This window comes from Salinisphaera sp. SPP-AMP-43 (genome assembly GCF_049568105.1).
In the GTDB taxonomy this organism is placed as follows: domain Bacteria; phylum Pseudomonadota; class Gammaproteobacteria; order Nevskiales; family Salinisphaeraceae; genus Salinisphaera.
Window position 1 is genome coordinate 2,546,950 of sequence record NZ_CP145335.1, and the last position, 24,511, is coordinate 2,571,460.

Below are 24,511 nucleotides of genomic sequence, written 5' to 3' on the forward strand. Positions count from 1 at the left end.
CCGACAGAATACGAGCTACCGTGGCCTGTTGACCAGTGCCGGAAATTGCACCGCGTTGCACGACGCATGGGTTACGCTGGCCGCATGATCTACGACCTGATCAGTCTGCCAGGCGCGATATGGCGCAGCCGCTACGGCAAGGCGCTGGCGATACTAGCCGCTGCTATGGGCTGTCTGTGGACCGGGCATATCTTCGTATTCGAATTGCTTCTGGTCGCCGCGCTCAACGTGTTCGCGCTCTACGATTGAGGCGTAACCACGACCTCGCGATAGCGGCGGTTGAATCGCTCGTACAGGCGCTCACGCGCATCGTCGATTCGCTCCAAGCGTTGGCTTTTCTCGCCATCGCTGAGCTTTGAGGCGTCGACCTTGTTGGCTTCACGTCCAAGCCGGCGCAGTTGCTTACTCACGTCGTCGTAGAGGCCGAGCACCCGGGTCTGGTTTGGGAATTTCTGTCGAAGCTCGGCTCGACGCTGGCCGTCGCCATCCTTACGGGCCAGCTCGTATTCTTGCTCGAGCATCCGCATTTCGTTGCTGCGGTCATAGTACAGATCGCGCGAGCCGCCGGCGCGCGGCGTGCCGTAGAGCTTGCCGACGAATGGCACCTCATAGGCGTTGATGTCGGCCTTGCCCGTCACCGCATCGTGCACTTTGCTTGGCAGCGAGGCGGTCTCGGCAGCGAAACGGCCGACGCCGCCGGTAGCAAAGTCCCATAGATGGTCGAGCAGTTCAGGATTGACGTTCACCGCGCCGGGCCGGACGGCTGAGCCGCCGGTGTGCATATTGAGCTCTTTCGTGACCCACAGCGACCACGGACGCACGCCCGAATAATGCTGCGTATATGCCGGCGGCGGCGGCCCGAACGGGCTGGCCTCGGGGTGGATCGGCAAGCCGGCAAAGTTCTTGTTCTCCGCCCATTGCACGATCGGGTCGGTGATCGTCGGCGAGACCAGCTGCGTGATAGACGGCGAGGCGCCGATCGGGTTGAAGGCGTTCAGCGCGGCCATGGCCAGGCCAGCCGCTTCATCACCGGGGTGGTAGTCCGGGAGCTCACCGGTCGCCGCGGAGAATGCCCGGCCGATCTTCTGTCCGGCATAGTTCAGAACGTTGTAGCCATACGGGAGCGGGAACTTGATGTAGTCGCCCTCAGGGCCTTGCATCCAATCCGGCACCCAGTCGGGCATCGAGTCGTTCGACGGCAGCATGAAGATCCAGTTGGATTGCTTCACGTAATCCGGGATGCGGTCGTACCGATTCTCGCCGTCATCGTCCGTGCCGGCCAGCATGCGGTTGGCGATGTCGAGGGCGACACCGGTAGCCACGGCCGCCGTCATGTAGCGCCGCGCCTTCGGCGACGTGGCCGCGGCCTTGATGATGCGCGCACTGCCTTGCACCGATGCGTTGTAGAACAGATAGAACGCGTTCAGCGCGTTGCCGGCCTCGCCCTTGCGGTTGAAGTTGACCGTCAGCTCCTTTGCCATCTGTGCGGCGCGCGGCCGGCTCAGACCGTTTTCGCGAGCGTGTATATACGCCGACAGGCGGATGCTGTTCTCGACCGCTGTGTTCGTGTGCTCCACGAAATCCATCAAGTTGCGGCCCTGGCGCTTGGCGAAAGGCCAGCTACCGGGCTTCTCGCGATCAAGGCGCTTGGTCAGTGTTTCGGCGAACTGATCGATGGAATCGTATCCTTGCATCCAGCCGGTCGATGCGCCGTCGGCAAGGAAGTCGCCGTAATACTTCGCCCATTCGCTGTCACGCGCGCCGCGCTGATGGTTCCAGATCGCCCGAAACGACTTGCCGGACGCCGCGTCTTTCATGATCTGGCGCTTGAGATGGGCAGCGTCCGTGTCGTTGAGATTCACGAATGCCGTTTGCAGATCGCGCGCGAAGTTGCTGATCACGAACTCGGGATTCAGGGAGGTCGAGAGCATCGATAGCTTGCCGTTGACCCAATGCAGCGACTTCACGAACAGGCCCATATCGGTCGCGCCCAGATTCTTGAGCGACGACGCGATCCGCATGGCGTGCGCGTCGTTTTCATTGAACGCGATATGGTGCTCAACGCCGTTGACGCGCACGATGAACACATTGTCGCGCTGGCGTTGGCTCGGGTCCGGCTGGTTGGTGACAAGGCCGGTAACCGGATCCAGGCCGCGCTTGGTCATCGGCTGATTCACTTCCCAAAGCGGGCTCGGATGCTCTTGCGCAAATCGGAGCATGGCCCGGCCTACCTTGTTCTTCTCGGCCCGGCGGATGGTCGCGTAGTGGCCCGATACCACGTTGGCCAGGATGTTCTGCGCAGCCGAACGACGGCCCAAACGGCGCTGCGATGCGCTTCCGCGCACATCGAAACCGCGGCCAGTACCGGCCGGGCGCTGGCTGGCGTTCTCGTCGGGGCCGCCCGGCTCGCCCTTAAGCGGCACATAATGCTCGTAGGCGCCCTCCCATGCATCGATCGTCTCCTGTTTTTCGAGGCCAGACGATACAAGCAGGTCGCGCGTGCCCTGCGTCATGGCATCGACGCGGTCGGCGGTATCGGCCAGCGCCTGGCCTTCACCCTTGGCCTCGAGCGCATCCATGATCTGTGACGCTTCTTCGTCGCTCATGCCGGACATGGCCGACTCGCCGGGATTGATCTCCTCGAGACGCGCGTTGGCTTCCGGCGCGTGCCGGGCGTACAGATAGGCGTCGACCGCTGACAGATGGCCGAATTGTTCGGCAATCTCGGCCGGCACGTCGGCGTAGTCGGTCAACTTATTCAGTCGGAACCCGGTCTTCTGCAGGGCATCCAGCAACGGGTCGACCTGGTTCTCGTCGAACGTATCCATGGCCGCGCGGGTCTGACCGTGATACAGGGTCTCGGCCATATAGGGGTCGGACTGATCGGCCAGGCGCTCACCGCGCTGGGCCTCTGCGGCTTCCTGGAGGCGCTTCAACGCATTGAATTTGTCCTGCGCCTTGTATTGCAAAAACTGGCCAATCTCTCCGAAATAACCGCGCTCCGGGGCAGCCAGATCATTGCCTTGAAACTCGCCCTGCCGACCGCCCGGGCCGCGCGGAGCATCTAGCGACACGTCGAGGCCCTGGCCGCGCATGGCATCCTCGGCCGCTTCGCGGCTAGCATAGGTTTCCGTGGTATAGCCGAGCATGTCGCCCGTGTGCGAAACGACCTGCCAGCGACCATCGACTACCCGGCCAGCGGCTACGGTATGGCCGGCATTGTCTCGGCCTAGCAAGCGCAGATCCTGGCGACGCGCACCTGCGGCGCCCTGGAGGTTTGGGTATCGAGCTTCATCGCTCTGCGTAGCGCCTTCCTGTTCGGCCTGGGCGGCGCGCGTTTCACGATCACGACGAAGCAAGCTATTCAGGGGCGCTGCGCGTGAGCGGCTGGCGCGTGGCCGCCCGTCTCTTGACGCAACGTCTCGCTCGCTCAATACTGATGACTCAGGGCCGACGTCGCCGGAAACGCTATTGGGCAATTGTAGCCCCTTGAGCACCGGTGATTTATCGGCCCTTTCGCTTTTGTAGCGAAGTCTCCCCTCGCTAACCCAACGCGAAAATGCGTTGCGCGGATTCGATCGGCCATAAGCCGACGCGATACGGGTTACATCATATTTCCCGTTTCTCTTTCGCAGATCCAGAGCGACGATCACCGGGCGGCCCGTTGCATCGCGTTTCTCAGTAAGTGCGACAAGCGAGCCGGGCTGCGTTGCAGATTCGAAGACTGCCAAGGGATCATTCAATTCCTCTGGCAGCTGCTCGATCGCCGACATCGGCACGTCATGGCTCGCTCCGTTAGTAGCCTTGCGAACAACGTCTCGAGAAATCGTGATTGGCACATCCCGAATGCCTAGCGCCCGAAGTACTGACGGCATGCGCGTCACCTCAATCGGCGGGACGTTAGTTTTGAGGCTGCCCATGGTCCGCTTCAGATCGCGACGGAATCGATCGGCTACCCCTGGCTCGGGGGAAAATGCCGCCGGCGGCTTGGCCCGGCTGGCCGCCATCTCCGCACCATTCTGCGCGGCCGCAACCTCTGGGCTGGCGTAGCCGGCGAAGGCGTCAGCCGCCGCATCTCGGAACCGCTGCATATCGCTGACGTAGCGCGAGCTGCCAAAGCCATGTTGCCGCAACCAATCGAGCACCCGATCCATGAACCGACGCAGCACCGTCGCGATACGCTGTGCAACGTCGCGATCCGGCGCGCGGTCCATGACCTGCTGCCAGAAGCTGGGCTTCAAGAATTGGTCACCCACGGCGTCGGCGATCATTTCCTCGCGAACGAGGCTATCCGATGCGCGTCGCCCCTCGGCCGCCATCTGACGGTTCAGCCAATCGCGATACTCAGGCTCGTTCTGCAGACTGCGATGGGCGGCCTGCTCGAGCGGCACCCATAGATCCGGGCGTTCGCGTTTTATGTAGTGCGTCAGCTCGTGGCCGAGCAGCGCCGTGTGTGCCGTCGATGCATTGGCGTTGATATAGACGACATCGCTATTGCCGGGCAGCGCTAGCGCGTTGAAGTATCGCGCGTCCGTGTCGGCCGTTTCGAAGAACGCGACCCGCTTTCCGAACAGGGGCGCAAGTCCTCGGGCTGTAGATGCAGACTCCGAGGACACCCCGGCGGCAGGACGCAACTTGATGTCGTCTCGTCCGAGGTATTGTCGGAGCGCGGCTTGAAGCGTTTCGACATCTGCGGACTCCTGCTCGGTCGGCTCGGGCGATAGCGCGTCAGATTGGGTATACGACGAATCGCTGCCCCTAGATGCCTGAATCGCCGCTTGGCGCAGCTCATCGTTGACCGCTTCGACGGTCACACGATCCTCGTCCCAGATCACGTAATTGCGAGAATCCTGCGAGCCGGTGCGACTGTTGGCGTCTCGATACTGCAGGCCGGGAATACCCGCCTGATCGAGCATTTGCGAGGCCGCTCGGTCGCCGCCCTGGGTCGAGACCAGGCGCTGATAGATGCTTTGGCCACGCTCCGTCGGATCGTAATCGTCGCCCTCTTCGGAGTAGCTGTCCGGATCGTATTCGGCTAGGGCTTGTTGCACCGCTTCGGGCTGCTCGGTGAGCGGCGCATCCCAATCCATAAGCTCGGATGCGTCCGGCACGTCGACCTGATAAAGGTTGCCGTTACCGCCTGACCGAAGACGGGCACCGTCTCGGATCGCGTTCAACAGCCCAGACCAAGCATCGGCCTTATCGGCTGCATAGTCTTGCATCGGATAGCTGTCATCCGATGCGAGCATATTCCACGTCTCAAGCTGCTGCGCGGCGCGATCGAATTGCGAGCCACGATCACCGTTCTCGACATGCTCGATGATGTTTCGATCCGATTCGATCGGGAAACGGTGAAGCAAAGGTTCACCATCAATACGCAGTTGTTGCATATCTTCGGTGAGGCTATTCCCGCTATTGCGACGAGACAGCTTAGAGCGATAGAAATCCGCAATTTCTCGATCGCCGGCGAAATACAACCCCCAGCCAAATGCTTGCGCGCCTTCCCCAGTGCCGATCGCGTCCAGACTGAACCGATCAAATCTATGCGGTGTGCCATGATAGGCACGGGCCGCGAGAATGTCCGGATCGTCCGGGCTGAACGTGCCGCGGTTGCCAGTCGCTGACTTGATCTGTTCGGGCCGGAATACGATGTAGTGATCGGCGATCTCGTCAGCCAGGCCGGCCGCGTCATCGAAGTTGCGGATGATTACGCCGTCATGGCCACGCGCCTTGGCTTTGCGGATTAGCGGATCAATGCCGCCGATGCCCTCGGGTGTCTCCCCCCGGGCGTCGATTTCCAGCGGGTTCTGAATCGACAGATACGCCGGCATGATGTTCTGGCCATTCATCCGGCCTTCGGGGCGCTGGATCTGTTCTTCCAGTGCGTCGGCCTCATCCAGCAGGCGATCGTATGCTGCATCGTCGCCGCGCTCGTCGGCCGCCTGCGCTTCAGAGCGCAACCGCTCGACACGCGCCTCGGTGGCGCCATAGTCGGCATAGGAGCGCGCCGTACGCTCGGTCGACGTGAAAAAGAACCCATCCTTGGAACTCGTGGACTGGGTGTTTTCGCCCAGCCGTCCGCGGTCGAAGGAATGGAAGTCGCCGACCGTGCCGTGATAGACCACGCGCGGCGATCCATCGTCATTGACGACTTTCGAATTCCCGAACCAGCGCTTGAAGGCTTCGGTCTCGGTCTGCGGCTTGGCCGCCCGCGACATCAGCGGCGTGTCCTCAATGTCCTGCGTCTGGCGCGCGAACAGGCCGCCGTCAAGATCGGCCGGCACGTCTTCGCCGGGCGAGCGTTTCGCATCGCGCCTGCGGGTCTCGTCAGCCACGGCCTGGGCGTTGCGGGTGTCGTCGCCGAGCAGATCGGCGAACGGCTGCGGGTCGGCCTCCGAGGGCTGGGGCGCGGCTTGCTGGGCGTCTAATGAAAAACCCGGCTCTGGGCCGGGTTCGTTCGATGTCTTGTCGAAGGTGATGCCGCGATTGCGGGCGCGCATCAGATCCGCGCGCGTCCAGAGGCCATGGCCGCCGCTGTCGGTGCTGGTGATCTCGACCTCGCCGCCCTGGGTTATGGCATCGATCCGGTAGGGCGTGCCGGCCCGGCTGGTGCCGATATTCTCCGAGGGCGTCACCACATCGCCGACGTCTGCGCCGAGCGTGGCGCGGGCCTGGTCGGCGCGCTTCAGCGATTTCGGCGGGCTCGATCTTGTGGCGGGGGCGTTGTCAGTTTCGGTTCGTTGACGTCCAGGCGGTTCGCGCCCGCGATCGCTTGTCGATGTATCGCCTGGAATATCTGTCGTTTCGTCGGCTTGTTCGGCTTGCTGGATGCCATCGGTCTGCCCTGCGGTGTTGACGATATCGCCCGTGGTCACGGTATCACCAAACAGTCGATCCGCCCCCTGGCGCTCGTATTGTTCGGTCAGTTGCCCCAGGCGCGTGAAATAAAGCCCCAGCCGCTTGCCGCTGCGCTTGTTGGCATCGATCAGCCGCGCGATCTCGGCGGTGTCCGGGTCGATCTCGCCGAACGCATCGGTCTGCGACAGGCGCTCGCCGACGTCCTGGCCACGCGCTCGCGCATCCCGCACAAGCTCAACCGCATCGGTTAGCTTGCCGGCCGTATCTAGATCACCATCGCGGCCAGCTCGCGCAAATGCGGGCGCGGCCTGTTGTAGCCCGGATAGCACGTTTCGCATCGCCGGATCGGCTTCTTCCGTGGCGGCCTCAAGCAAACGCGGATCGCCGTAGGCTTTGTCGAATACGGCAGCCTGGGCCCGGTCGGCCATGCGCTTGTTCCAGCGGCCGTCGCCGGTGCGCAGATTCTCGACATCGCCGGTACGCTCGGCGAAGCGTTGCAGGAACGCATCGTTCGATCGGGCAAGGACATTGCCGGACTCGCCGGGATCGAACAGAGCCATATCGTCGTCGTTCAATCGCGAGGCATCGGTCCGCGCCTGCTCGGCCGGACTCATTTGCGATACGTCCGATTGGTTGGCCTGGCGGGCAAACTCGGCGCGCTGGTCATCGTCCATCGGCGTCGACCGACGGCGGACATAAACCGGCTGCTCCATGCCGGCAATATCGGCGCCCTCACGACGCGCCTTGCGCTGGACAAACTGACGGTAACTATCGCCGCGGCCCGTGTCGTACGCCTGACGAATGGCGGCTACCCGACCATTTCCGGATTCGACCACGTTATCGTGGCCCACGATCGGCGCACCATCGCTGGCTTTGGCCGTGTCGTCGAGCAATTCCGGATCGATATTCCGGCTGATCTGGTCCACCTGGGCCCGGCCCGATACGCGCGACCGGTCACGGGGCTGCAGCGCCTCGGGGTAGCTCGGATTGCGGTTGCCCTGAGCCGTGTTCGACGCGACCAGATCGGCAGCGTCGACAAAATCGCCTTGCACGTCGATCTTGTTACCGCGTCCGACGCTGACTTGTCGGCCCCGGCTGCTGGCCTGCCCCTCTACCCCTGGCGCGCGGCCGTCATCGTCCGCTGCGGCCTGTCCCTCTTGGCCGCTGCCCTGTTCTGCTGGCGGCTCAGGGGCGCGGCTCTCGGCAAGCTCGGGATAGTCGACCATGACATCAGCCGGCACGCGTTCGCCGCGGTCCAGCGCATCGCGCACTGCTTTCTCGTGATCGTCCCCGGCGTGGTCCGGGTCGCGGTAGAACGCCGCGCGCGGCACCCGCCAGGGCGGCGTATCGTCGGTCGATTGTTGCTCGGTCGCCTGCTGGGCCGTCGCCTCCTGCTGTTCTCGAGCGCGCGCTTCGCGGTCCGCTTTCTTCAAACTCTTGGGCGGCGCTTTGCGCTGCGGGGCGGCCGGCTGATTCAGGTCGCCATTTTTGAGCCAGTCTTTGAACTGATCCATGGGCATGGCGGTGACCGTTCGGTCGCCAGCCTTGCCTTTCGGATAGTTCGCGCGATACGTCTCGCGCGCGTCATCGATGCTATCGGCGCCGATGACGGTTTTGTGTTCGTCGAATGAGCCGTCGTCGTTGTGCTGGTCGATGACATAAGCGGTATCCGCGTCGCGCGTGCCCGGCTTAATGAACACGTCGACTGCGTCGCCGTCATTGCCCTCGGTGCCGCGCACATAGCCGTAGTGGCCGTGCATCTTGGATCGCCAGCGATTGCCGTCGGCATCCGTGCCCGAACGGGTCGAGCCGTGCGGGTTTTCGATTGCGACATTGAGGCCAGCCAGTTGGACGCTGCCCTTCTTGTAATTGCCGGCCGCCTTCTGAGCGTCGGTCGGCGTCGGCGTGTCGTTGGTCGGCGACTCAGCCGCCGTATCGGCAGCGTCATCGACCGGCGCGCGGGCGGCCGAATGAGAAACGCCCTCCGTAGAGGGCGCTTCCGAAGCCGCATCTAGCTGCGGTTGCTCGGCTGGTGCTGGCTGCCCGACGTGCCCGGCACGTTGTTCGGGCCGCCCACCGGCTTCGCGTTGCTGTGGGGCTTCAGCTTCTGGGCCTTGGACTGCATCATCGACTGATGCTCGCTGTCCTGGCCCATGCCCTTGACTTGCTTCTTCTGCATCGGAGGTCTCCGTTTCAAGTGAATTACCCGCGGGGGTGGCATCGGGCGTGTCGCCCGTCTGCTCGTTTTGGCCCAGCGCCGAGCGCGATGCGCCACTGGCTGCACCCAGGCCGCCACCCATGACGCCACCGGCCAGCATGGCCATGCCGATGCTGCCCCACTCATCGGGATCTTGGAGCGCCTGGCCTATGGTCCTGTCCGGATCGACGCCGGCATCGTATAGATCCTGGGTCACCTGATTGATGCCCTCGCCGGCACCTTCCAGCGCGGTGCCGCGAATCGTCGATTCGATGATGTTCTTGCCGCCCTCGCCGATCAGCTTGAGCAGCGGAATCTCGGTGAGCGCCTCAGAGGCGCCGTAGACACCGGCGTCCATCGCGGCCTGACCTTTCGATCGACCTTCGGCACGCGACTGGCTGTATTGCTGCCCGGCCACCTGCGTGAACATCTGCGTGGCACCGAGCGCCGGGTTGATCGCGCCGGCCGCGATTGTGGGCGCCATCTGACCGGCCGAGTTCGAGATCATGTAGCCGAGATTGGCGGCCGAGTATTTCGGCACGTTCGGCTGATTGGCCTCGATCTCGCGGGTCAGCTTGTCCTGTAGGTGCGTGGCCACGTCGCCGACCAGCTTCTGGTCGTTGGCCGCTTTGGCGATATCTTCGCGCTGTTGCTTTTCCTCGTCTTTCGACAGGCCCAGCGCTTTGGCACGCGCATCGTGCGCGATCATCAAAGACGGATCGTTCGCGCTCATGATGCCAGCCCCAGCCGGCGCGGCCCCGGCCTCACTCGGCGCGCTGGCGCCACTTTCCGCTGCGCCGCGCATCATGCCGATCGCCGACGACTCCAGCTGGGCCGGCACATTCTGGATACCCTTCCAAACGGATTCGAGAAAACTGTCACGCGGCCGACTCGGATCGGGCAGATCTGAACGGTTTGGCGCATCCGCTGCAGCCGGATCGCTCTGGCCGGCCCCTGCGCCGTATGCCTCGCCGATCATCTGGTCGCCGTCGAGGGCATCCATCGAATCCTTGTTCTCGGCGATGGAGTGATCTAGTGCCCGGGCGGGATCCGGATCGGCGGGCTCGACGTTCGTGAACGTCGCCTGCTCCGGGTCGCGCGCGCCGTCGCGTGCGATGGTCTGCATCTCGGGCGAGGCCGCGTCGGATTGCAGGAACGGCGTACGCTTTGGGCCGGTAGCGCCGAGGCCGAAAGCGCGGTCGGCCGTATCACCGGCGAACAGATTGCGCCCTTTACGTGGTTTCGCAGCCGGACTGGACACGGTATCGCCCGAGTCGGCGAACAGATTACGCCCCATTCTGCAGGCGCTCCATGACCTGATCGCGGCTCATGCCGGTTTCTTCCATCGTGGTCTGGATATCGGATTCCGTGATATCGCCGTGCTGCGGGTCGCCTTTGATAACCACCTGATCGCTGCCGCTATTCGGCCCGCCGGAATCCGGTATGTTGTCGCCATTGCTGCTGGCTTCGGGATCAGTATCCCGCAGGTATTGATTACGCAGCTTTAATCTAAGCTGCTGAATCTGATTGTCGTTATACGGCTCGCCATTCGAATCATAGAGGCGACCTGATTTGCGCCGACTTTCGATTTCATCGTTAGCGAAATCGACCGCTTTAACGTACCGCTCGCCTTCATCTTTGACTTTGGGGAGCCTTTTTGTTTGTGACGTTTTGTCGTTATAAATAAGACCTTGACCCGCTGATTTCCATTCGCCGGATTGGCCGGCATCAGCGCTTGGTCCGCCGCCATTAAGCGTGGCCTGCTGGTCGATAACGCTGGCCAGTTTGCGCTTATCGATCGCCTTGTTCGCCGTGTCCATGGCCTTGACGTGGCCGACGAGTTGATCGATCGGCACCTGCAGCACATAGTCGTCATCGGACCGTCGATTCGACGTGGCCGGAGCTGTGTATTTGGAGACTTTGCCGTTCTTGTCCTTGGTCCAGACATCCAGGTCCATGACGGCCTTATCGCCGTCTGGCCCCGGGTAGAAATCGTTGAGCTTGGTGCGGACGATCTCTTTACCGTCTTTGGTCTTCTGGCCGACCATCCGCTCGATGCGGTCATGGAAGAACGTGTTCCCGGCATCGACCATGGACTTGCGGCTGACCGGTCCGCCCTGCAGCCCGGCCGTGATCGTCTCGCGTGCCTGCTGCCACTCGGGGTTGAGCATGTTATCGACATCCACACCGCCCTTCTGCGACAGATCGCGGAAACGCTGGGTCACCCCGTTGGCCTGCAATTCTTGCGTCGCGGCCGACAGATAGCGTCGGTTTTCAGCCTCGCGCTGCTTGCGCTGCTCGTGCGCCAGCTGAACCTCGCTCATCTTGGCCCGGGTCGCCGCGTTCCGCGCGCTTATATTCGCGCGCTGCCGGGCGATCCCCAGCCGGGCATCGGCGCGCTCGCTCTGGGCTTCCTGCTGCGACTGCTTAAGGCCGAACTCTTTCTGCCAACGCTCATCGGCAACGTCGTCACGATCGTGCTGATAGTCGCGCTCGTCCTGGCGTGCATTCATGCGCTGCTGCTGCATACCTAAGCGCTGCTGTCGATACCGCTCTTGGTTATCGATACGTTCCTGCTTCTGCTCACGGGCAGCATGACGATCTTGGATGCGATCAGCCGCTTCGTAGCCTTGCAACAAGCCGGCACCAAAACCCTGTAGTCCCGCCATGACCAGCTCCTAAAATAGCTCGTTGCCGAGGAAGCCGATCGCGCCACCCGCTATAGCGCCAATACCGGCCCCGACCGGGCCGCCGGCCACCATCCCGATCGATGCGCCCGCGCCAACGCCAGAACCGATCGACGACATTTGGGCCTGGTCTTGCTGCTGCTCTAGGCGCTCGTTTTCCTGCTCGCGCTGCTGAGTCTGCCGTGCAGTCTGGTTGAGCCCGTGAAGCGCCTGTTGTTTATAGGCACGCCCAGTGCCGACGAGTCCGCCTGCCATATCACTGATCCATAGTTGGTTTCTGCGGGGCCAGCCCGCCGCCTAGAATCTGCATGTTCCGATTCTTCGTGCTAGTCCGGGCTCGGTTTGCCGCCTCGGCTGTGGCCGCGGCAGCTGATAGCCCCATCTGGCGCTTCTGGTTGGCCACCTGGTCATCGGTTGGTGTCACGCCGTAGCGCGACAGGCCGCGCTGGTATTCGCCGGCGCTGGTCTCGTAGCCCTGGCTGACGGCGCCGGCCGCGCGGTTGACATTATCGGCGTAGGTCTGGCGGTTGCCGACCGAGTCGATAACCTCGTTTTCGACCGGGACGAACCGGCTCTTATAGTCGTCGTACTGCGCGCGCGCGAGATCGGCTTGATTCTCGGCCGCCGACTCATCACCCCAGTTCGCCTCAAGCATGTCGGGCGTGTACTCGGGCTGGTTGTTCGGCTCATACAGGCCCGATCCTGTCGCCTGATATTCCGGATCTTCGCCACTCATGTGTACCGCGTCCCTGCCGAATAGCTCGGCGTTGTGGTGAGCCCGCTACTGGCATTGCCGCTATTCCCACCACCGTAGCCGCCGCTAGGCATGCCGGCCTGCTGACCAGATGCGGCCTGGCTAGACCCCATGCTCTGCAGGCCGCGGCCTGCGATCGATGCGCCGGCGCCGGTCAGCTGTCCGAATGTCTGCTGGTTGGCCAGGCTCTCGTTGAGGGCGTTGCGGGCATCGCTGACCGCCTGGCTCTGAGCGCTGTTTGCGGCCTGGCCGTACTGATTGAATGCGTCGGTTGATTGGCCGCGGCCCAGCTGGGTCACTCCCATCAGGCCGTAGGCCTCCTGATCAGAAAGCGCCTGCCCTGCTGAGGCCATATTCTCGCCTGTGCCCAGCGCCTCAGATCGTTTCAGGCCGCCCATGCCCGACACGTAGGCACCCGACGCCGGGTTGACGCCGCGGGCGAACTCCTGCTGATCGTACTGATCGCGCGAGTTTGCGAACTGTGCCTCGGCTGCTGCATTGGCATTGCCCGTGCCCTGGTCGTATTCTGCCGGCGTCGTACGGACCTCGCCCATCAATCGATTTTCGAGCGGCGCAAATCGCTGCTGGTAATCGTTGTAGCGGTCGATCGCAATGCGCGACTGCTCCTGTTGGGCCTCGGTTTCTTCAACACGGGAACCGCCGCTGTCGCCGCTCATGGCGCCCTCTCCTGCAGTGACGCCTGATAATCGTCTAAACGCTCATTATGGAAATGGCGCCGAATTTCGACCGACACATTGCGCATATGCTGATAGCCGCCGACTAGGTATGCGCACTGGCTAACCACACCGGTCAGCTGATCGCGCAGTACAAACGCTAGCGACACCTCGTGGTCGTCGCCGGACTCGAGAGTCGTGCTATCGATCCAGTCGCTGAGCGCGGCCCGGATCAGCGGCTGCAGCGTGTCGAAATGGGCCTGATAGAACGGGTTATCCGGCAGGCCGACGAGCATGTCCCAAATCAGCGCATCGCGCTTGGGGTCGTCGACCACCTTGTCGCCGTCGTACAGATCGTCGATGTTCTGCGAGATCCGAAATGCCCGCTCACAGAACGCTACCGCGGACTCATTGCCGCCCAAAACCCGCGACAGAAACTCACGCTGCGTCATCGTTGGGCTCCGTCAAGGCGCGAACTTGCGCGCGAAGATCGTCGGCTCGATCTCGCCTGTTGAGCTCGACGCCATACTGGGCGCGCGCGAAATCGACCAGCTCGGCCTTGGTCGCCGTATCGAGGTCGATCGTTGGTGCCGCAGCCTGGCATCGGTCGAGGAAATCGGTCAGCGGCATGCTCTGAAAGCCCCGACGGATCTCGGGGGCGCACCGCGTCATCCAGTCATAGCCGCCGACTAGGAGCGCGCAGTGCTGGACCAGCCCGACGATGCCATCGCGCAGCACAAACGCCAGCGTCTGGCCGTGCGGCCCATCGGCGGCCAGCACCCGACTGACCTGGGTATCGGCCAGCATCTGGCGCAACATCGGGCGTAGGCTCGACTCGTGGCGCCGATAGAACGCATTGCTCGGGATCTCGACCAGCGCGGCCCAGGCCGCAGCCAGCAACGTCTCCCGATCATCCAGCGCGGCCCAGGCATCCAGCACCGCGGCGATCTGGCGCACCATCCCCACGGCCGCCGGGTCGTTATCCAGAACGGTCGAGAGGAGATCGTTGTTCATAGCGCGCACAAAAAAACCGCCTCGCGGGCGGTCTGGATAGTTTGTCTGATTCTGCTCCGCACTATACCAAGTGCGGCAACACGGGGCTAGGATCGGTCTACGCTATTTCAATCGATGTTTTCGGGCTCCCCTGGACGGAGCGCCACCTTCCGTTGAGCCGCCGTCTTCGCCATTTTCGTTTTTCCGGCTTCGGATATAGACAGCAGTCCCGCCGGCAACGAGTGCCAGACCCACGATGGTGAAAATTAATGTGTACATGCTTGGCTCCTTCGGTTAATACAAATCTGTGACATCAATCACGAGCACGCTCGTTTGCTCAAATCTTCCTGTATCGACATCGGTGCCGCTTCCGACGAGGGACACAACGTCGGATGCAATATCAATCGTTGCGCCATTGGTTTGCACTCCGCGGCATAGAGATGCGTCGTAGTAATACACCCCTTCGTTGCCCGGCAATTGGCCCTGCATCTGCCGGGTTTCACAGGAAAACGACATGATCGCGGCTGCGTATTCGCGACTGCCATCTGACATCGTGTGCGACCCATAGCCGTCGCCCGCGTTTATTGAGAATTGGCCCGCGACTCGCATGTAGGGTCTGCTGCTGACGAATGCCGGACGGCTGCCGCCGCTGATTCTCAAGCCGTATTCCTCGTCGGCTGTTGCATCAAAGCCAGTGAACACGAACACGCGGCAACTTGACTCAATGTTGTCAGTCGGGCGAACGTAATATCGATATTCGCCGTTGCTGCCCCGGCCAGTCGTCGGCTGCGGCGCAAACGTCGTATTCGTGCTGATCGACTGAATCGCCAGAACGTGCGGCTTGTCTGGCACCGTGATTGTTTGTGATTCGGTGGATTCAGGGCGATAAACCGGGTCCAGCTTCTGGAAATCGCAACGCACCGCCTGCGTCATAATCAGGTTCGCGTATCGATCATCGATCTGAACAACGTTATTTCTATTTCTGACCCTAATCCCGTAATGCGGCATTAGTACAGCCCGTAATAAATCGTATAGTTGACCGCGCTGCTCGGATTTTGAAATTTCCAAGACAGTCCCGAGTGATCGATGCTCACGCTGACATTCGAAAATACCTCGCCCGATCGGTAATGCGGCACAAGAAAAAAGAACGGCTCCCCGTCGCGTAGCCGGCTGTCGGAATGCGAGCCGCTTGACGTACCGGTATCAACAGACCCAATGATGCGCGAAATCCGATCGTCCGGCGTCAGCGTGTACACACCGGCCGGGCTGCGGACGCGCAGGCCATATTCGGCCATCAGTGGAGCCTCCCGAGCTCAACCCGAAGCGAGCCGCTGCCGTCATACACGAAAACCCCATCGGGCCGCACTTCGACACGGCCGTCATTGGTGACGGTTCGCATGCGTCCGGCGGTCACAGTGCCAAGATCCGCGCTGATCGCAGATAGGTTGTCGGCCACGACCTTGTTTGCGCCCACGCTCTTGATATGGGCGTCGACGATCGTGGCGTTTTCGACTAAAGCGGTGTTGATCACCACTTTTTTACCGCGAGCGATAAGCGGGAACGATGCGTTATCGATACCGTCGTTGATATCGGTTATGAACGCGATTCGATTAGCTGCAAAATATATCCGGCTTTGTGTGACGCCGTCTTTGCCGGTTGGGCCGACCGCTTCGCCGATGCCAGCGACTACGCCGTTAGACTCGACCTTTAGCATCGCCTGTGCCGAAACATTATCGACCGACTTGGTAAGCTCAACGACCGAAGAGGATTCCGCGGTCACATCAGCTCCAGCCTGAGCCCGCGCAATCCGCATGTTCGCGACTTGCGCTTTGCCGTAATTGTCCGGCCGGTCTGGCATCTGAATCCAGCCGCGCGCCCGGGTTGCCCACGATGGGACTTTTCTAGTGCCGCGGTGCTGACCCCAGTCTTCACCGGTTCCAGCGGACGTCGCCGGCAACCAGTCGTGCTCGCCTCCGTCGCCGACAACGTTAATGCCAAAATTGCACGGCACTTCAGCATCAGTGGTGTTAATCCAGCAGCTAAAGAAAAGAGTTTCGCCCGGGTTTACCGGGAACCAGCCGTCGCTATCGTATGCGTCACGCGATGACACCTCGACTGCTGCAGGGAACGGCTGCCCTGACACTGAAACCAATGGCCGACCCCAGCCGCTGTTACCTTCGGCGTTCGGGAAATACCCATGCGCCAGCAGATTGTCGCCGCCCTGGTCGAATATCTTGGTTGTCAGGTCTTCGGCTAGATCGTCTTGAGAAATCGCGTTCTTGAGCTGTTCCCGCAGAAAAGTCGGGTCCTGGGCCGACTGCCCCTTCGTACCCTCAGTCGCATTGAGCGCACTGCGCAGTGGACTCGCCCCGCGGCCAACCGCCCGGCACCAATACCATCTCGTCGCGTTGTCGCCGACGTAGTGCTTGAACAGTGGGATCGCGGACTGGCCGACGACTTTAGCTTTTGATAAGTCGTCTTCGGGCGCCGCAAGCCATTCGATCGCCGCGGCCCCGCCGGGCATGCCATCGATCTGCAGGATGATCGCGCCGAATATACCAGTGGCCTGCAGATTCTGCGGGACATTCGGCCGAACTGGCGTCGTGTCGTTACCGCTTGCTTGGGCGCCCGCCTGTTGCGCGATGCGCTGCGTATCCCGCTTGAGCTGCTGCGGATCGAAATTCTGCAGCCTGTCGTAGATCGCCCAGAGCGCACGCTGAGCAGCCAGGTCTTTGACGCCGGTGGGCGCCGGGATCGCTGCGGTTTTGCCCTTCGCTGGCATCAGATATCGTCCTGGCTCTCGGCTAGATCCACTCGATAGACGCGCGACGTGCCTGCGACAACGAGTTCGTAATAGCGGGCGCGGCGGCGGATTGGAATGCGAAACGGCTGAGGCCCGTACACGCGAACACTATCGATCTGCTGGCCGTCTGCGATTACAGCCAGACGCACGTTCTCGTACTCTGCCGCGCGCACCCGCGCGACCGACAGCGCCCGCGGCGCGGGCAGCTGGAATTGCTTCGAGTGCCACCGGTAATCGCCGAACGCATCGTCGCCGCCATCCCACGCCATGATCTCGCCGCCGACGATCAGATACAGCGTGTCGGTCTCCGGGTCGCGGTAACCGCCGGCGATGGCCTGATCCAGTTCGTAGAGTGACTGGTTTGCCGGGTCATAGACCAGACAGCCGCCATCTTGGAACCCGAAGTATCGGCCACGATGGGCTAATCCGATCATTGTCGCTGGGTTATAGGCGTGCCACTGCTCCCGCGTCAGGTATTGCTCGGTCAAATTGCCTGTGCCGCTGGTCGTGACGCCGGCCAATCCGTTGGCTGTCGGGAAAATCACGCCCACCCCTGGCACATCGGCGACACCCCGTTTCGACACGCACGCGAAATCGGCCGTGCCGATTTTGGTCATCGTCATAGATGCCGGTGAGGACCCGGTCAGAACGTACGGCTCGCGATCGGTGAGCACGATCAGTGCATTGTCGATCACGCCCAGGGCAACCACTGTTGCATCGGCCGTATGCCGATACGCATCCGGCCACGCGTGTGGCACATACTGTTCGCAAACGCAGATGTCCTGCCCGGACGCCCCGGCCAACATCCCGTTCGGCAAACTGACCAGCGAATGCATATCCTCGGGCGGCGGTATCCAGTCGTCGGTCTCCAGCTGCTCGCCCAGCGCATCGGTATCGACCGTATCGCTGTAGCTGCTCGCCGTGGCAGCGATTTCGTCAACGAACTCGTAGATGGTCGACGATCCACTAGTCGCCGTGCGATAGATCCGGATTGTATCGACGACGAACTGGCCAGACGGCACCGAAAACCCGGAGACATCCACGGCCTGGCCGGGGGCGACATCGACAAGATCGCTGGCCGGGGCTGGCGCGGATTCTTCGCCGTATTTCGAGACATATGTGTACGTGTACGCCCGTGTCTCGATCAACGCCGGGTCGTCGTCCTCGGCCTCGCCAGATGGGCTCACCCCGGCCGATGACCCCGGCACCGGTAGACCCAGGTCGTAGGCCACTGCCGGATATCGGTCGCCGCTGATTGCTAGCTCGTTATCGGTGAATTTCGGCTGGCCCGCGCCGGTGAAATAGGTCCGCTCGCTGGCATCGCCCGGGATTGGTCCGCGAGCAACGTCAACGACCCCGGTCCATTCGAACCAGTATTGGCCGGCAAATCGATAGATCGATGTGCTGGCCGGGTTGGCCAGATTGTGGACATGCGCCAGGCCCCGCCACGTTTCAATGTCGCCCGACTCCAGCCGCGCGTTGCGCGCGACCTGGGCCTGACTCGCATTCAGCAGACGAGCCGCAGCCCGCGGGACCATGCCCGCGAACTGCTCGATGGTAAGGCGCATCAGTTGTTCGGATCATCCGAATGGTATTTGGCGTTGATATCGTCATAACCCCCCTCGCCGTAATGCCACTCATACCGATCATTGTTGCCCTGGCCATCAACAAATGCGGACGGATCAATATCGAATGTGGTCGAGTAATCTCGGCTGGGGTAGCTAGCCCGAGACACCGGCACGACGGCGAACTGCGGTTGCCTCGTAAAATTTGGGTAAGTCGAACGCTGGCTCATGAAGACATCCCATGCCTCGTCAGCGCCGTTCAGCTCAGCGTTTACGGCACCAGCCAGGGATGGCTGCATCTGAGCTGCATAGCCGGTTGGGGAGCCCGGATAATCGCCAAAGTCGCCGACGTCGCAATCTTTGCCATGCGCGAATGTGCCGCAAACCTCGCCACCGATATACCCATCATAATTGTGGTGATCCAACTTCAGAGCATCCGGATAGGTGTCCACCGAGATTGTCCCAAACGATGTGTTGCACACCTGCAAATCATACTCAGACGAGAACTGGTAGCACATTTCGCTAAACCGCATAACGTTCTGAGTGCAAAAGAAATCACGGATCGGCGACCAGTCCGTGTACCCCATCTCGACAATGAAGTCGACAGCAGCATGTATGTAGTCGTCCTCCCAGAACGTAATCGCGTCATTGTCGCCGTGATTAGTCGAAGCGCCACCGAGGCTCGCGTGCAGAGGGTTCCACTTAACGCCGTCTTCACCATAGAGATGCAGCAGGCGATCACGGTTATTATTCATGACCGTATTGAAATAGTCCTGCATGTCATCGGGCGCAACCAGTGCGCCAAGTAGCAGGCTGCGCAAACACCAGCCATAGGTTCGCGGCTGGCTGTCCATGACGCGGCACTCGTCATAGTTCCGGTATCCGGCCTGCCGCCAAAGTGCGGCATTGGCGTAGAACGCCGCCTGCTCACGATCGAAGTCCGACCCCGTTGCCAGGGCTGCGACATACGCCCAGCCCGGACTGTGGGCCTGATTGAATTTGTTCGACGGGTTTTCGTCGATGGATGTCACAAGGTCAACATCCCGATCATATTCCGGGCGATCCGTGTATTTCAGCGGGCGGCCAGTCGCCCGGTCTCGGACGTGAACCTCGTACGCAGCCGAAAAGTCGGTCGTCTGGCGGCAGCCCGTCGCGGTGCGGGCGTTCGGCTGAATGATGAACTGCGTGTCGCTCGCCGGCAGCGGGCCGATATACCAGTGCAGGCCCTGCATGTTCATGTCCAGATAATAGATCTGGCCATTAGAATTGACGCTAGTATTGCCGGAAATCGCGTCCTCGTAGAACGATTCGTCGAGCGAGCCCTCTAGCGAATAATCGTATGCGGGCACGATTGTCGGGTCGATTGGATGCCACGGCAGCTGAGGCTGGCCATCGCGAACCGGCACGGTTCGATACCACCGGAAAAGGAAAATCTCGTCTTCCGAGAAGACCAGCTCTCCGTTGACGTAGACCTCATAGTTACCGGCGTATTCACCGTCGCTGTCATGCCAGCAGTTTTCCAGTAGCACACAATCCCGATAACGACAGACCACAACGTTTTCGTGGTCACTGCCATCAGGGCGCTTGATCGGCGTCAAGCCGATCGGGACGTCGTCCAGTTCCCAGCGTTCACCGGAATCACGATCATCAAAGACCACTCGCATGGTCGGCAGATCACCCGGGTCTGATGCAGGCGGATTGAAATGCGGCCATGTGTCGATCGGGCTTCGCTCGCCGATTACACGATCTGGCGACGGCTCATAGTTCGATATACTGGCCATGCTCGTCAGCTGACTAGGCAGCTTGGCGGCGGTGTCGTAGATACGGGAGTGGTCGAGCACGATGTCGTTTTTGCTGCCCTTGAGCGGCGTCTCGGTTCCCTCAACGAACATCGATGGGTGCGCATAGTAACCGTTGCCATCTGCGTCATAGGTGGCGACCGAGATCCGGAAGGTGCCCGCTGCATTGCTGCCAAAGCCTCCGTATGTGCCGCCAGCCAGAGTCCACCCCCCTGAGCCGTCGTTGACAGCGTTATGCACCGTAACGCCCTCATCGTTTTTGATCGTGATGAGGACGTCGTTATCGGCCGGCTCAATCGCGCCGGACAGATCTGGGGCAGGCTCGCTCGACGTAATAGTTGCGCCCTGCGCAGTAACGCGCGTCGAACCAGATCCAGAGTCGCTATCAGCCGGGCCGTCGCCAGTGCTGCCGCTGTCGTTTGCTCCGCTGCCAGAACCAGAGTCGTTATCGAAACGGTACTGATCCTCGAGGTCTGAAACGTTGCTGCCCGCTGGCAGAATTGACGGGCCATTTGTCGAGTCGAGCAAGTCCCCAGAAAGGACAAGGTCATTGCCGGCGATGCCGCGATCGACCAGGTCGTCCGGCCCGTCCAGCGTCCAGTGCGAGAACGGCGTGGGCTGAATGTCGCGAATCGTGCTGGCTCCTGAGGCCAAATTTTCCACGTCGGACGCTGTTACAGCCTGGTCAGTCAGATATGCGACGTTAGTGATCGCGCCGATGAAATGCGAGTCGCTTTTGTCACCGTAACGCGAGACGCGGGTATAGTGCGGCTCGTTGATCGACAAGTTCGCGCTCCCCATATAGCCCGAGCTGTCGCGAAATTCGTCCAGTTTAAAAATCTCGACCGCGGCGCCATTCAGGGGCGCCATGTATCCCGTGACGGTGCCATTATCGCTATCCGAGACAATGCCGAAAGCCGCCCAGCCGTCCGTAACCCCGGATTGGCCGCTCGCGTCGATTTGGGCCCAGGTGGAGGTGCCGTTTGCGTTGCCGGTAAACAGAAATTGCCATGTGCCATCGGATTTAATCAGCACGCGGGTGCCACCGTACGTCCCGCCCATCGCAAGCGGGAAGGCCACGCCCTCGCTGATTTCATCAACCCGCATGAAAAACAACAGCGAGCGCTTGCTGCCGCTCGTGTTGCTGAGGCTTTTAGAGCTGCCTAGCGACGTACTCGGAACGTCATCAAACGCCAGAGCGAGGCGCCCATCGTTGGATGTCGCAGAGCCGATGGTTAGCACCATCGTCGCGCTGTCGTTTCCGCCGGCACCAGTCGCAATTACGTCTAGCTGATGCCGACCCTCGTCCTGATCGGGATATGTGCCGGCCTCAAGAACCCAGGTGCCATCGCCGTTGTTCGTCGCTTCGTAGTCCCGTGGCGTCCCGTTAATCGGAATCGTCACCACAACAACAGCATCGGGGTCGTCGATCTGGCCCGTTAGAGTCGGAGACGCGGCCGCGCTCGTCACGTCGTCGGCTGCGAGAACCGGCTGCGAGGCCGTATTGCGCACTATTAGCGTAGCCGTATCGGAAACTGACTCACCTGTGTTCGGATCAGTGGCGATGACAGTAACCGGATATGTGCCAGGCGCCATTTCGTTTAGCGTGGCCTCCCACGTGCCATCGCCGTTGTTCGTGCCTTGCGTGCTCATGCGGGAACTACCTCTACATCGATGGTCGCGGCCGGGTTGTTGACGGTGCCGCTCAGAGTGGGGGTGGAATCGTTGGTATTCAGGTCGCTGATCGTCACTGCGAGGGACTGGCGCGGCGTGATATCGACGCTGATTTGTGCATTGGGGTCACTTACGGCGCCGGTCAGCGTCGGCGTGTCGTCCGTGGTCACCAGATCGTTCAGGCTGACCGTCAGCGCGGGCTGCGTTGCGATCGTCAGCGTCGCCGCGTCCTGGCCAGTACCGGCGCTATTGGTCACGGTCGCGATGAGCGAATAGCTGCCCGCAGCCAGCGATGGCAGCGCGCCGGCCGCTAGGCGCCAGGTGCCATCGCCGTTGTTCGTCGCGCGATAAGTGCCCGTATTGCCGCCGGCCGTGATCACGACTGTGACCGTCGAAACGGCATCGGATACCGTGCCGGACAGCGCTGGCGAGGCGACGTTCGTGCTCAGATCGTCGAGCGTGATCGTCGGCACAGTTTGGCCACTGCCGGTATTGCCACCGGTATCGCTCAGATAATCGGACAGCGCGACCCACTGGCCGTCGGCTGTCGCAACATACGGGCCGCCACTGGTCGGCGGCGGCAGCATGTAGGGGCCGCCGTTCGGGATCGAATTGAGCAGCCCTTCGATATCCTGCTTTGCCTGATGGGCCGATGCGGCGCTGGCAGCGGCAGCTGAAGCTTGCGTGCCGGCCTGGTCGGCGCGGCTGCCCGCCTGATTGGCAGCGCTCGCGGCACTGGTCGCTGCGGTTTGGGCGTCGGCCTTAGACTGGTCGATGGCCTGCTTGTCGTTGACGATCTGGGCGCGGATCGCTTGGATATCGGCGCGCAACTGATCGTCGAGCGGCACATCCTTGGGGATCGGCGGCCCGGTGACTTCGGCGGCACTACACGCCCGGGCCGGCATGTGCAGAAACACCTCGAATAGCGACGTATTGTCGGCGCCGACGGCGAACAGCACGTACTGACTCTGGCCCGAGCCGCGCGTATTCGGCCACAACGACAGCACGGCCTTACCGCTGTTGTCGGTCTTGGCCTCAACACGACGGCGCACGACATAGCCGGTGCCGTCGGTCTCGTCGCGATCGAGTAAGGCGACCACGGTCGCGCCGGCCAGCGGCGAGTCCTTGGTGGGCGCGTTGAGATCGACCGTCAATGGGAAGGTAGGCAACATCAGCGAAGCTCCCGCGGGTTGTTCGGATCGGGCTCGCCGGCTGAGATACGACGCTCGGACTGACGCTGCAGGCCGATCATCTGGGCGAACTGTTGGTAGTGCGCCTGCGCGCGTTGCGGCACGGCGGCTTGGGTGTCTTTCGAGTGCGCCCGATAGAGCACGTACTCGACGAGCGCGGCGCGATAGCTGTCGTCGATCGAGATCGCGTGGCCAGCCGAAGTCACGTCGTCGACGCTGGCGGCATAGCTCATCTCGACGCGCGCGCCGGATGCCGCCGGCGGGTAGACGTAGAACACGTCTGACGCTCGCTCGTCGTAGCAGTAGTGCTCGATCGTTTTCGTAGCTGTGGCTTGCGGCCAGCCGGGCGCCATCTGGTCGAGATCGCGCTGATCGACCGCGGTGATCGCCGCGCCGGACTCGTTGCGCATGATGTCGATCAAGCGACGAGCGCCGCTCGGCATGGATTGCCGGGCGCCGGCATTCAGGGCGACAGACTCGGTCTTGACGCAAGCCGTCGGCCGGATCGAGACGATCTCGGCCTGGGCTTCATTGACGTAGCCGAGCAGTTCGGTCGTCGGCCAGAACGTGCCGTCGTCGAGCAACGTCTCGCGGGCGCTGTCGATGATCTGCTGGGCGTTCATGCGCGGCCTCCGTTATGAAAGCCCGCGAAAGCGCGTGGCGCGGCCCGAACGCTGCCGGCCTCGAAGCCTCGCGTAGTTGCCCAGATCGCATCGGCGCGGGCTTTGCGAAACGCGCGCTGGTGATAAAGCGCCATCTGGGGATTGCCCCAGACACGCCCGGCTTGGCGCAGCAGCCGGTAGAGCGCGCCAGATACGATGCCCTCCGAATAGTCGAGCGCGACCTGGTCGGACAGCGTGGTGGCATTCAGGGTCGGGCGTACCGAGACATGCACGGTCAACGGTTCGCCCGGATCGCGCAGCACCTTCAAAACGCGCTGCGATGTCAGGGTGTATTGGATGAACGGCCGATCGTTGACGGTCACGCCCGGCGGGATCACGCGGACCATCTCGCCGTCGCAGTGCTCGACCGCCTCGCCGTAGGCCTGCTCGATCTCGTGGAGCGCGGCATAGGCCTGTGGCAGGTTCGCGGCGAAACGTGCCTCGGGCACGCTATAGATCGTATCGGTCTGCGCGGTCAGCGATAGCTCATCGCCGTCATTGCGCGGATCGACCAAGATGGTGTCGCGCCAGATCGGCGCGGCGCTGCACAGTTCACGCGCCGCATCGATCAACGCCCGATCGATAACCGGATTGGGGCAGTTCGCCGCCTCGGCAGCAACACGCGGCCGAAGCGACGATACAGCGGTCATTACTC

17 protein-coding genes are annotated in these 24,511 nt (G+C 62.0%); 1 reads left to right on the forward strand and 16 read right to left on the reverse strand.

Annotated features, from left to right (window positions below; genetic code table 11):
* Window positions 1-84 precede the first annotated feature (84 nt).
* Window positions 85-249 carry a hypothetical protein gene (locus tag V5738_RS10835; RefSeq protein WP_423820816.1) on the forward strand — a complete coding sequence of 55 codons (165 nt, stop codon included), beginning with the start codon at window positions 85-87 and terminating at the stop codon, window positions 247-249.
* Here V5738_RS10835 and V5738_RS10840 read toward each other — a convergent pair.
* From V5738_RS10840 to V5738_RS10915, 16 genes are all read right to left on the reverse strand, one after another.
* Window positions 240-10,352: an LPD38 domain-containing protein gene (locus V5738_RS10840; RefSeq protein ID WP_423820817.1), complete on the reverse strand. Its 10,113-nt coding sequence runs from the start codon at window positions 10,350-10,352 to the stop codon at window positions 240-242. The genes V5738_RS10835 and V5738_RS10840 overlap by 10 nt on opposite strands.
* On the reverse strand, window positions 10,342-11,724 hold the full coding sequence (locus V5738_RS10845; RefSeq protein ID WP_423820818.1) for a hypothetical protein: 1,383 nt from the start codon (window positions 11,722-11,724) through the stop codon (window positions 10,342-10,344). Before V5738_RS10845 ends, V5738_RS10840 begins: the two co-directional genes overlap by 11 nt.
* 9 nt (window positions 11,725-11,733) lie before the next feature.
* Window positions 11,734-11,997: a bacteriocin gene (locus tag V5738_RS10850; protein WP_423820819.1), complete on the reverse strand. Its 264-nt coding sequence runs from the start codon at window positions 11,995-11,997 to the stop codon at window positions 11,734-11,736.
* 1 nt (window position 11,998) lies between these two features.
* Window positions 11,999-12,478, reverse strand: coding sequence for a hypothetical protein (locus tag V5738_RS10855; RefSeq protein WP_423820820.1), 480 nt, complete (start codon window positions 12,476-12,478; stop codon window positions 11,999-12,001).
* Entirely contained in the window at window positions 12,475-13,173 is a 699-nt protein-coding gene (locus V5738_RS10860) for a hypothetical protein (protein ID WP_423820821.1), read from the reverse strand. Before V5738_RS10860 ends, V5738_RS10855 begins: the two co-directional genes overlap by 4 nt.
* Complete coding sequence (locus V5738_RS10865) at window positions 13,170-13,622, reverse strand: hypothetical protein (protein ID WP_423820822.1); 453 nt, start codon at window positions 13,620-13,622, stop codon at window positions 13,170-13,172. Before V5738_RS10865 ends, V5738_RS10860 begins: the two co-directional genes overlap by 4 nt.
* Window positions 13,609-14,184, reverse strand: a complete 576-nt coding sequence (locus V5738_RS10870; protein WP_423820823.1) for a hypothetical protein — start codon at window positions 14,182-14,184, stop codon at window positions 13,609-13,611. The genes V5738_RS10865 and V5738_RS10870 overlap by 14 nt, the downstream gene beginning before the upstream one ends.
* 102 nt (window positions 14,185-14,286) lie before the next feature.
* A complete protein-coding gene (locus V5738_RS10875) occupies window positions 14,287-14,442 on the reverse strand; it encodes an LPXTG cell wall anchor domain-containing protein (RefSeq protein WP_423820824.1) in 156 nt (51 codons plus the stop codon).
* Between the two features lie 15 nt (window positions 14,443-14,457).
* Window positions 14,458-15,096, reverse strand: coding sequence for a hypothetical protein (locus V5738_RS10880; RefSeq protein WP_423820825.1), 639 nt, complete (start codon window positions 15,094-15,096; stop codon window positions 14,458-14,460).
* 74 nt (window positions 15,097-15,170) lie between these two features.
* A complete protein-coding gene (locus V5738_RS10885) occupies window positions 15,171-15,458 on the reverse strand; it encodes a hypothetical protein (protein ID WP_423820826.1) in 288 nt (95 codons plus the stop codon).
* Complete coding sequence (locus tag V5738_RS10890; RefSeq protein ID WP_423820827.1) at window positions 15,458-16,945, reverse strand: phage tail tip fiber protein; 1,488 nt, start codon at window positions 16,943-16,945, stop codon at window positions 15,458-15,460. The genes V5738_RS10885 and V5738_RS10890 overlap by 1 nt, the downstream gene beginning before the upstream one ends.
* On the reverse strand, window positions 16,945-18,534 hold the full coding sequence (locus V5738_RS10895) for a hypothetical protein (protein ID WP_423820828.1): 1,590 nt from the start codon (window positions 18,532-18,534) through the stop codon (window positions 16,945-16,947). Before V5738_RS10895 ends, V5738_RS10890 begins: the two co-directional genes overlap by 1 nt.
* On the reverse strand, window positions 18,534-21,983 hold the full coding sequence (locus V5738_RS10900; protein WP_423820829.1) for an Ig-like domain-containing protein: 3,450 nt from the start codon (window positions 21,981-21,983) through the stop codon (window positions 18,534-18,536). Before V5738_RS10900 ends, V5738_RS10895 begins: the two co-directional genes overlap by 1 nt.
* Window positions 21,980-23,176 carry an Ig-like domain-containing protein gene (locus V5738_RS10905; RefSeq protein WP_423820830.1) on the reverse strand — a complete coding sequence of 399 codons (1,197 nt, stop codon included), beginning with the start codon at window positions 23,174-23,176 and terminating at the stop codon, window positions 21,980-21,982. The genes V5738_RS10900 and V5738_RS10905 overlap by 4 nt, the downstream gene beginning before the upstream one ends.
* Window positions 23,176-23,817: a DUF6682 family protein gene (locus tag V5738_RS10910; protein ID WP_423820831.1), complete on the reverse strand. Its 642-nt coding sequence runs from the start codon at window positions 23,815-23,817 to the stop codon at window positions 23,176-23,178. Before V5738_RS10910 ends, V5738_RS10905 begins: the two co-directional genes overlap by 1 nt.
* Window positions 23,814-24,506 (reverse strand): hypothetical protein, encoded by a 693-nt coding sequence (locus V5738_RS10915; protein ID WP_423820832.1) that lies wholly within the window; start codon window positions 24,504-24,506, stop codon window positions 23,814-23,816. Before V5738_RS10915 ends, V5738_RS10910 begins: the two co-directional genes overlap by 4 nt.
* Window positions 24,507-24,511 lie beyond the last annotated feature (5 nt).

Excerpts from the sequence above, each read along its gene's own strand:
- V5738_RS10835 (WP_423820816.1), top strand. The coding sequence starts at position 85 with ATGATCTACGACCTGATCAGTCTGCCAGGCGCGATATGGCGCAGCCGC.
- V5738_RS10840 (WP_423820817.1), bottom strand. The coding sequence starts at position 10,352 with ATGGGGCGTAATCTGTTCGCCGACTCGGGCGATACCGTGTCCAGTCCG.
- V5738_RS10845 (WP_423820818.1), bottom strand. The coding sequence starts at position 11,724 with ATGGCGGGACTACAGGGTTTTGGTGCCGGCTTGTTGCAAGGCTACGAA.
- V5738_RS10850 (WP_423820819.1), bottom strand. The coding sequence starts at position 11,997 with ATGGCAGGCGGACTCGTCGGCACTGGGCGTGCCTATAAACAACAGGCG.
- V5738_RS10855 (WP_423820820.1), bottom strand. The coding sequence starts at position 12,478 with ATGAGTGGCGAAGATCCGGAATATCAGGCGACAGGATCGGGCCTGTAT.
- V5738_RS10860 (WP_423820821.1), bottom strand. The coding sequence starts at position 13,173 with ATGAGCGGCGACAGCGGCGGTTCCCGTGTTGAAGAAACCGAGGCCCAA.
- V5738_RS10865 (WP_423820822.1), bottom strand. The coding sequence starts at position 13,622 with ATGACGCAGCGTGAGTTTCTGTCGCGGGTTTTGGGCGGCAATGAGTCC.
- V5738_RS10870 (WP_423820823.1), bottom strand. The coding sequence starts at position 14,184 with ATGAACAACGATCTCCTCTCGACCGTTCTGGATAACGACCCGGCGGCC.
- V5738_RS10875 (WP_423820824.1), bottom strand. The coding sequence starts at position 14,442 with ATGTACACATTAATTTTCACCATCGTGGGTCTGGCACTCGTTGCCGGC.
- V5738_RS10880 (WP_423820825.1), bottom strand. The coding sequence starts at position 15,096 with ATGACGCAGGCGGTGCGTTGCGATTTCCAGAAGCTGGACCCGGTTTAT.
- V5738_RS10885 (WP_423820826.1), bottom strand. The coding sequence starts at position 15,458 with ATGGCCGAATATGGCCTGCGCGTCCGCAGCCCGGCCGGTGTGTACACG.
- V5738_RS10890 (WP_423820827.1), bottom strand. The coding sequence starts at position 16,945 with ATGCCAGCGAAGGGCAAAACCGCAGCGATCCCGGCGCCCACCGGCGTC.
- V5738_RS10895 (WP_423820828.1), bottom strand. The coding sequence starts at position 18,534 with ATGCGCCTTACCATCGAGCAGTTCGCGGGCATGGTCCCGCGGGCTGCG.
- V5738_RS10900 (WP_423820829.1), bottom strand. The coding sequence starts at position 21,983 with ATGAGCACGCAAGGCACGAACAACGGCGATGGCACGTGGGAGGCCACG.
- V5738_RS10905 (WP_423820830.1), bottom strand. The coding sequence starts at position 23,176 with ATGTTGCCTACCTTCCCATTGACGGTCGATCTCAACGCGCCCACCAAG.
- V5738_RS10910 (WP_423820831.1), bottom strand. The coding sequence starts at position 23,817 with ATGAACGCCCAGCAGATCATCGACAGCGCCCGCGAGACGTTGCTCGAC.
- V5738_RS10915 (WP_423820832.1), bottom strand. The coding sequence starts at position 24,506 with ATGACCGCTGTATCGTCGCTTCGGCCGCGTGTTGCTGCCGAGGCGGCG.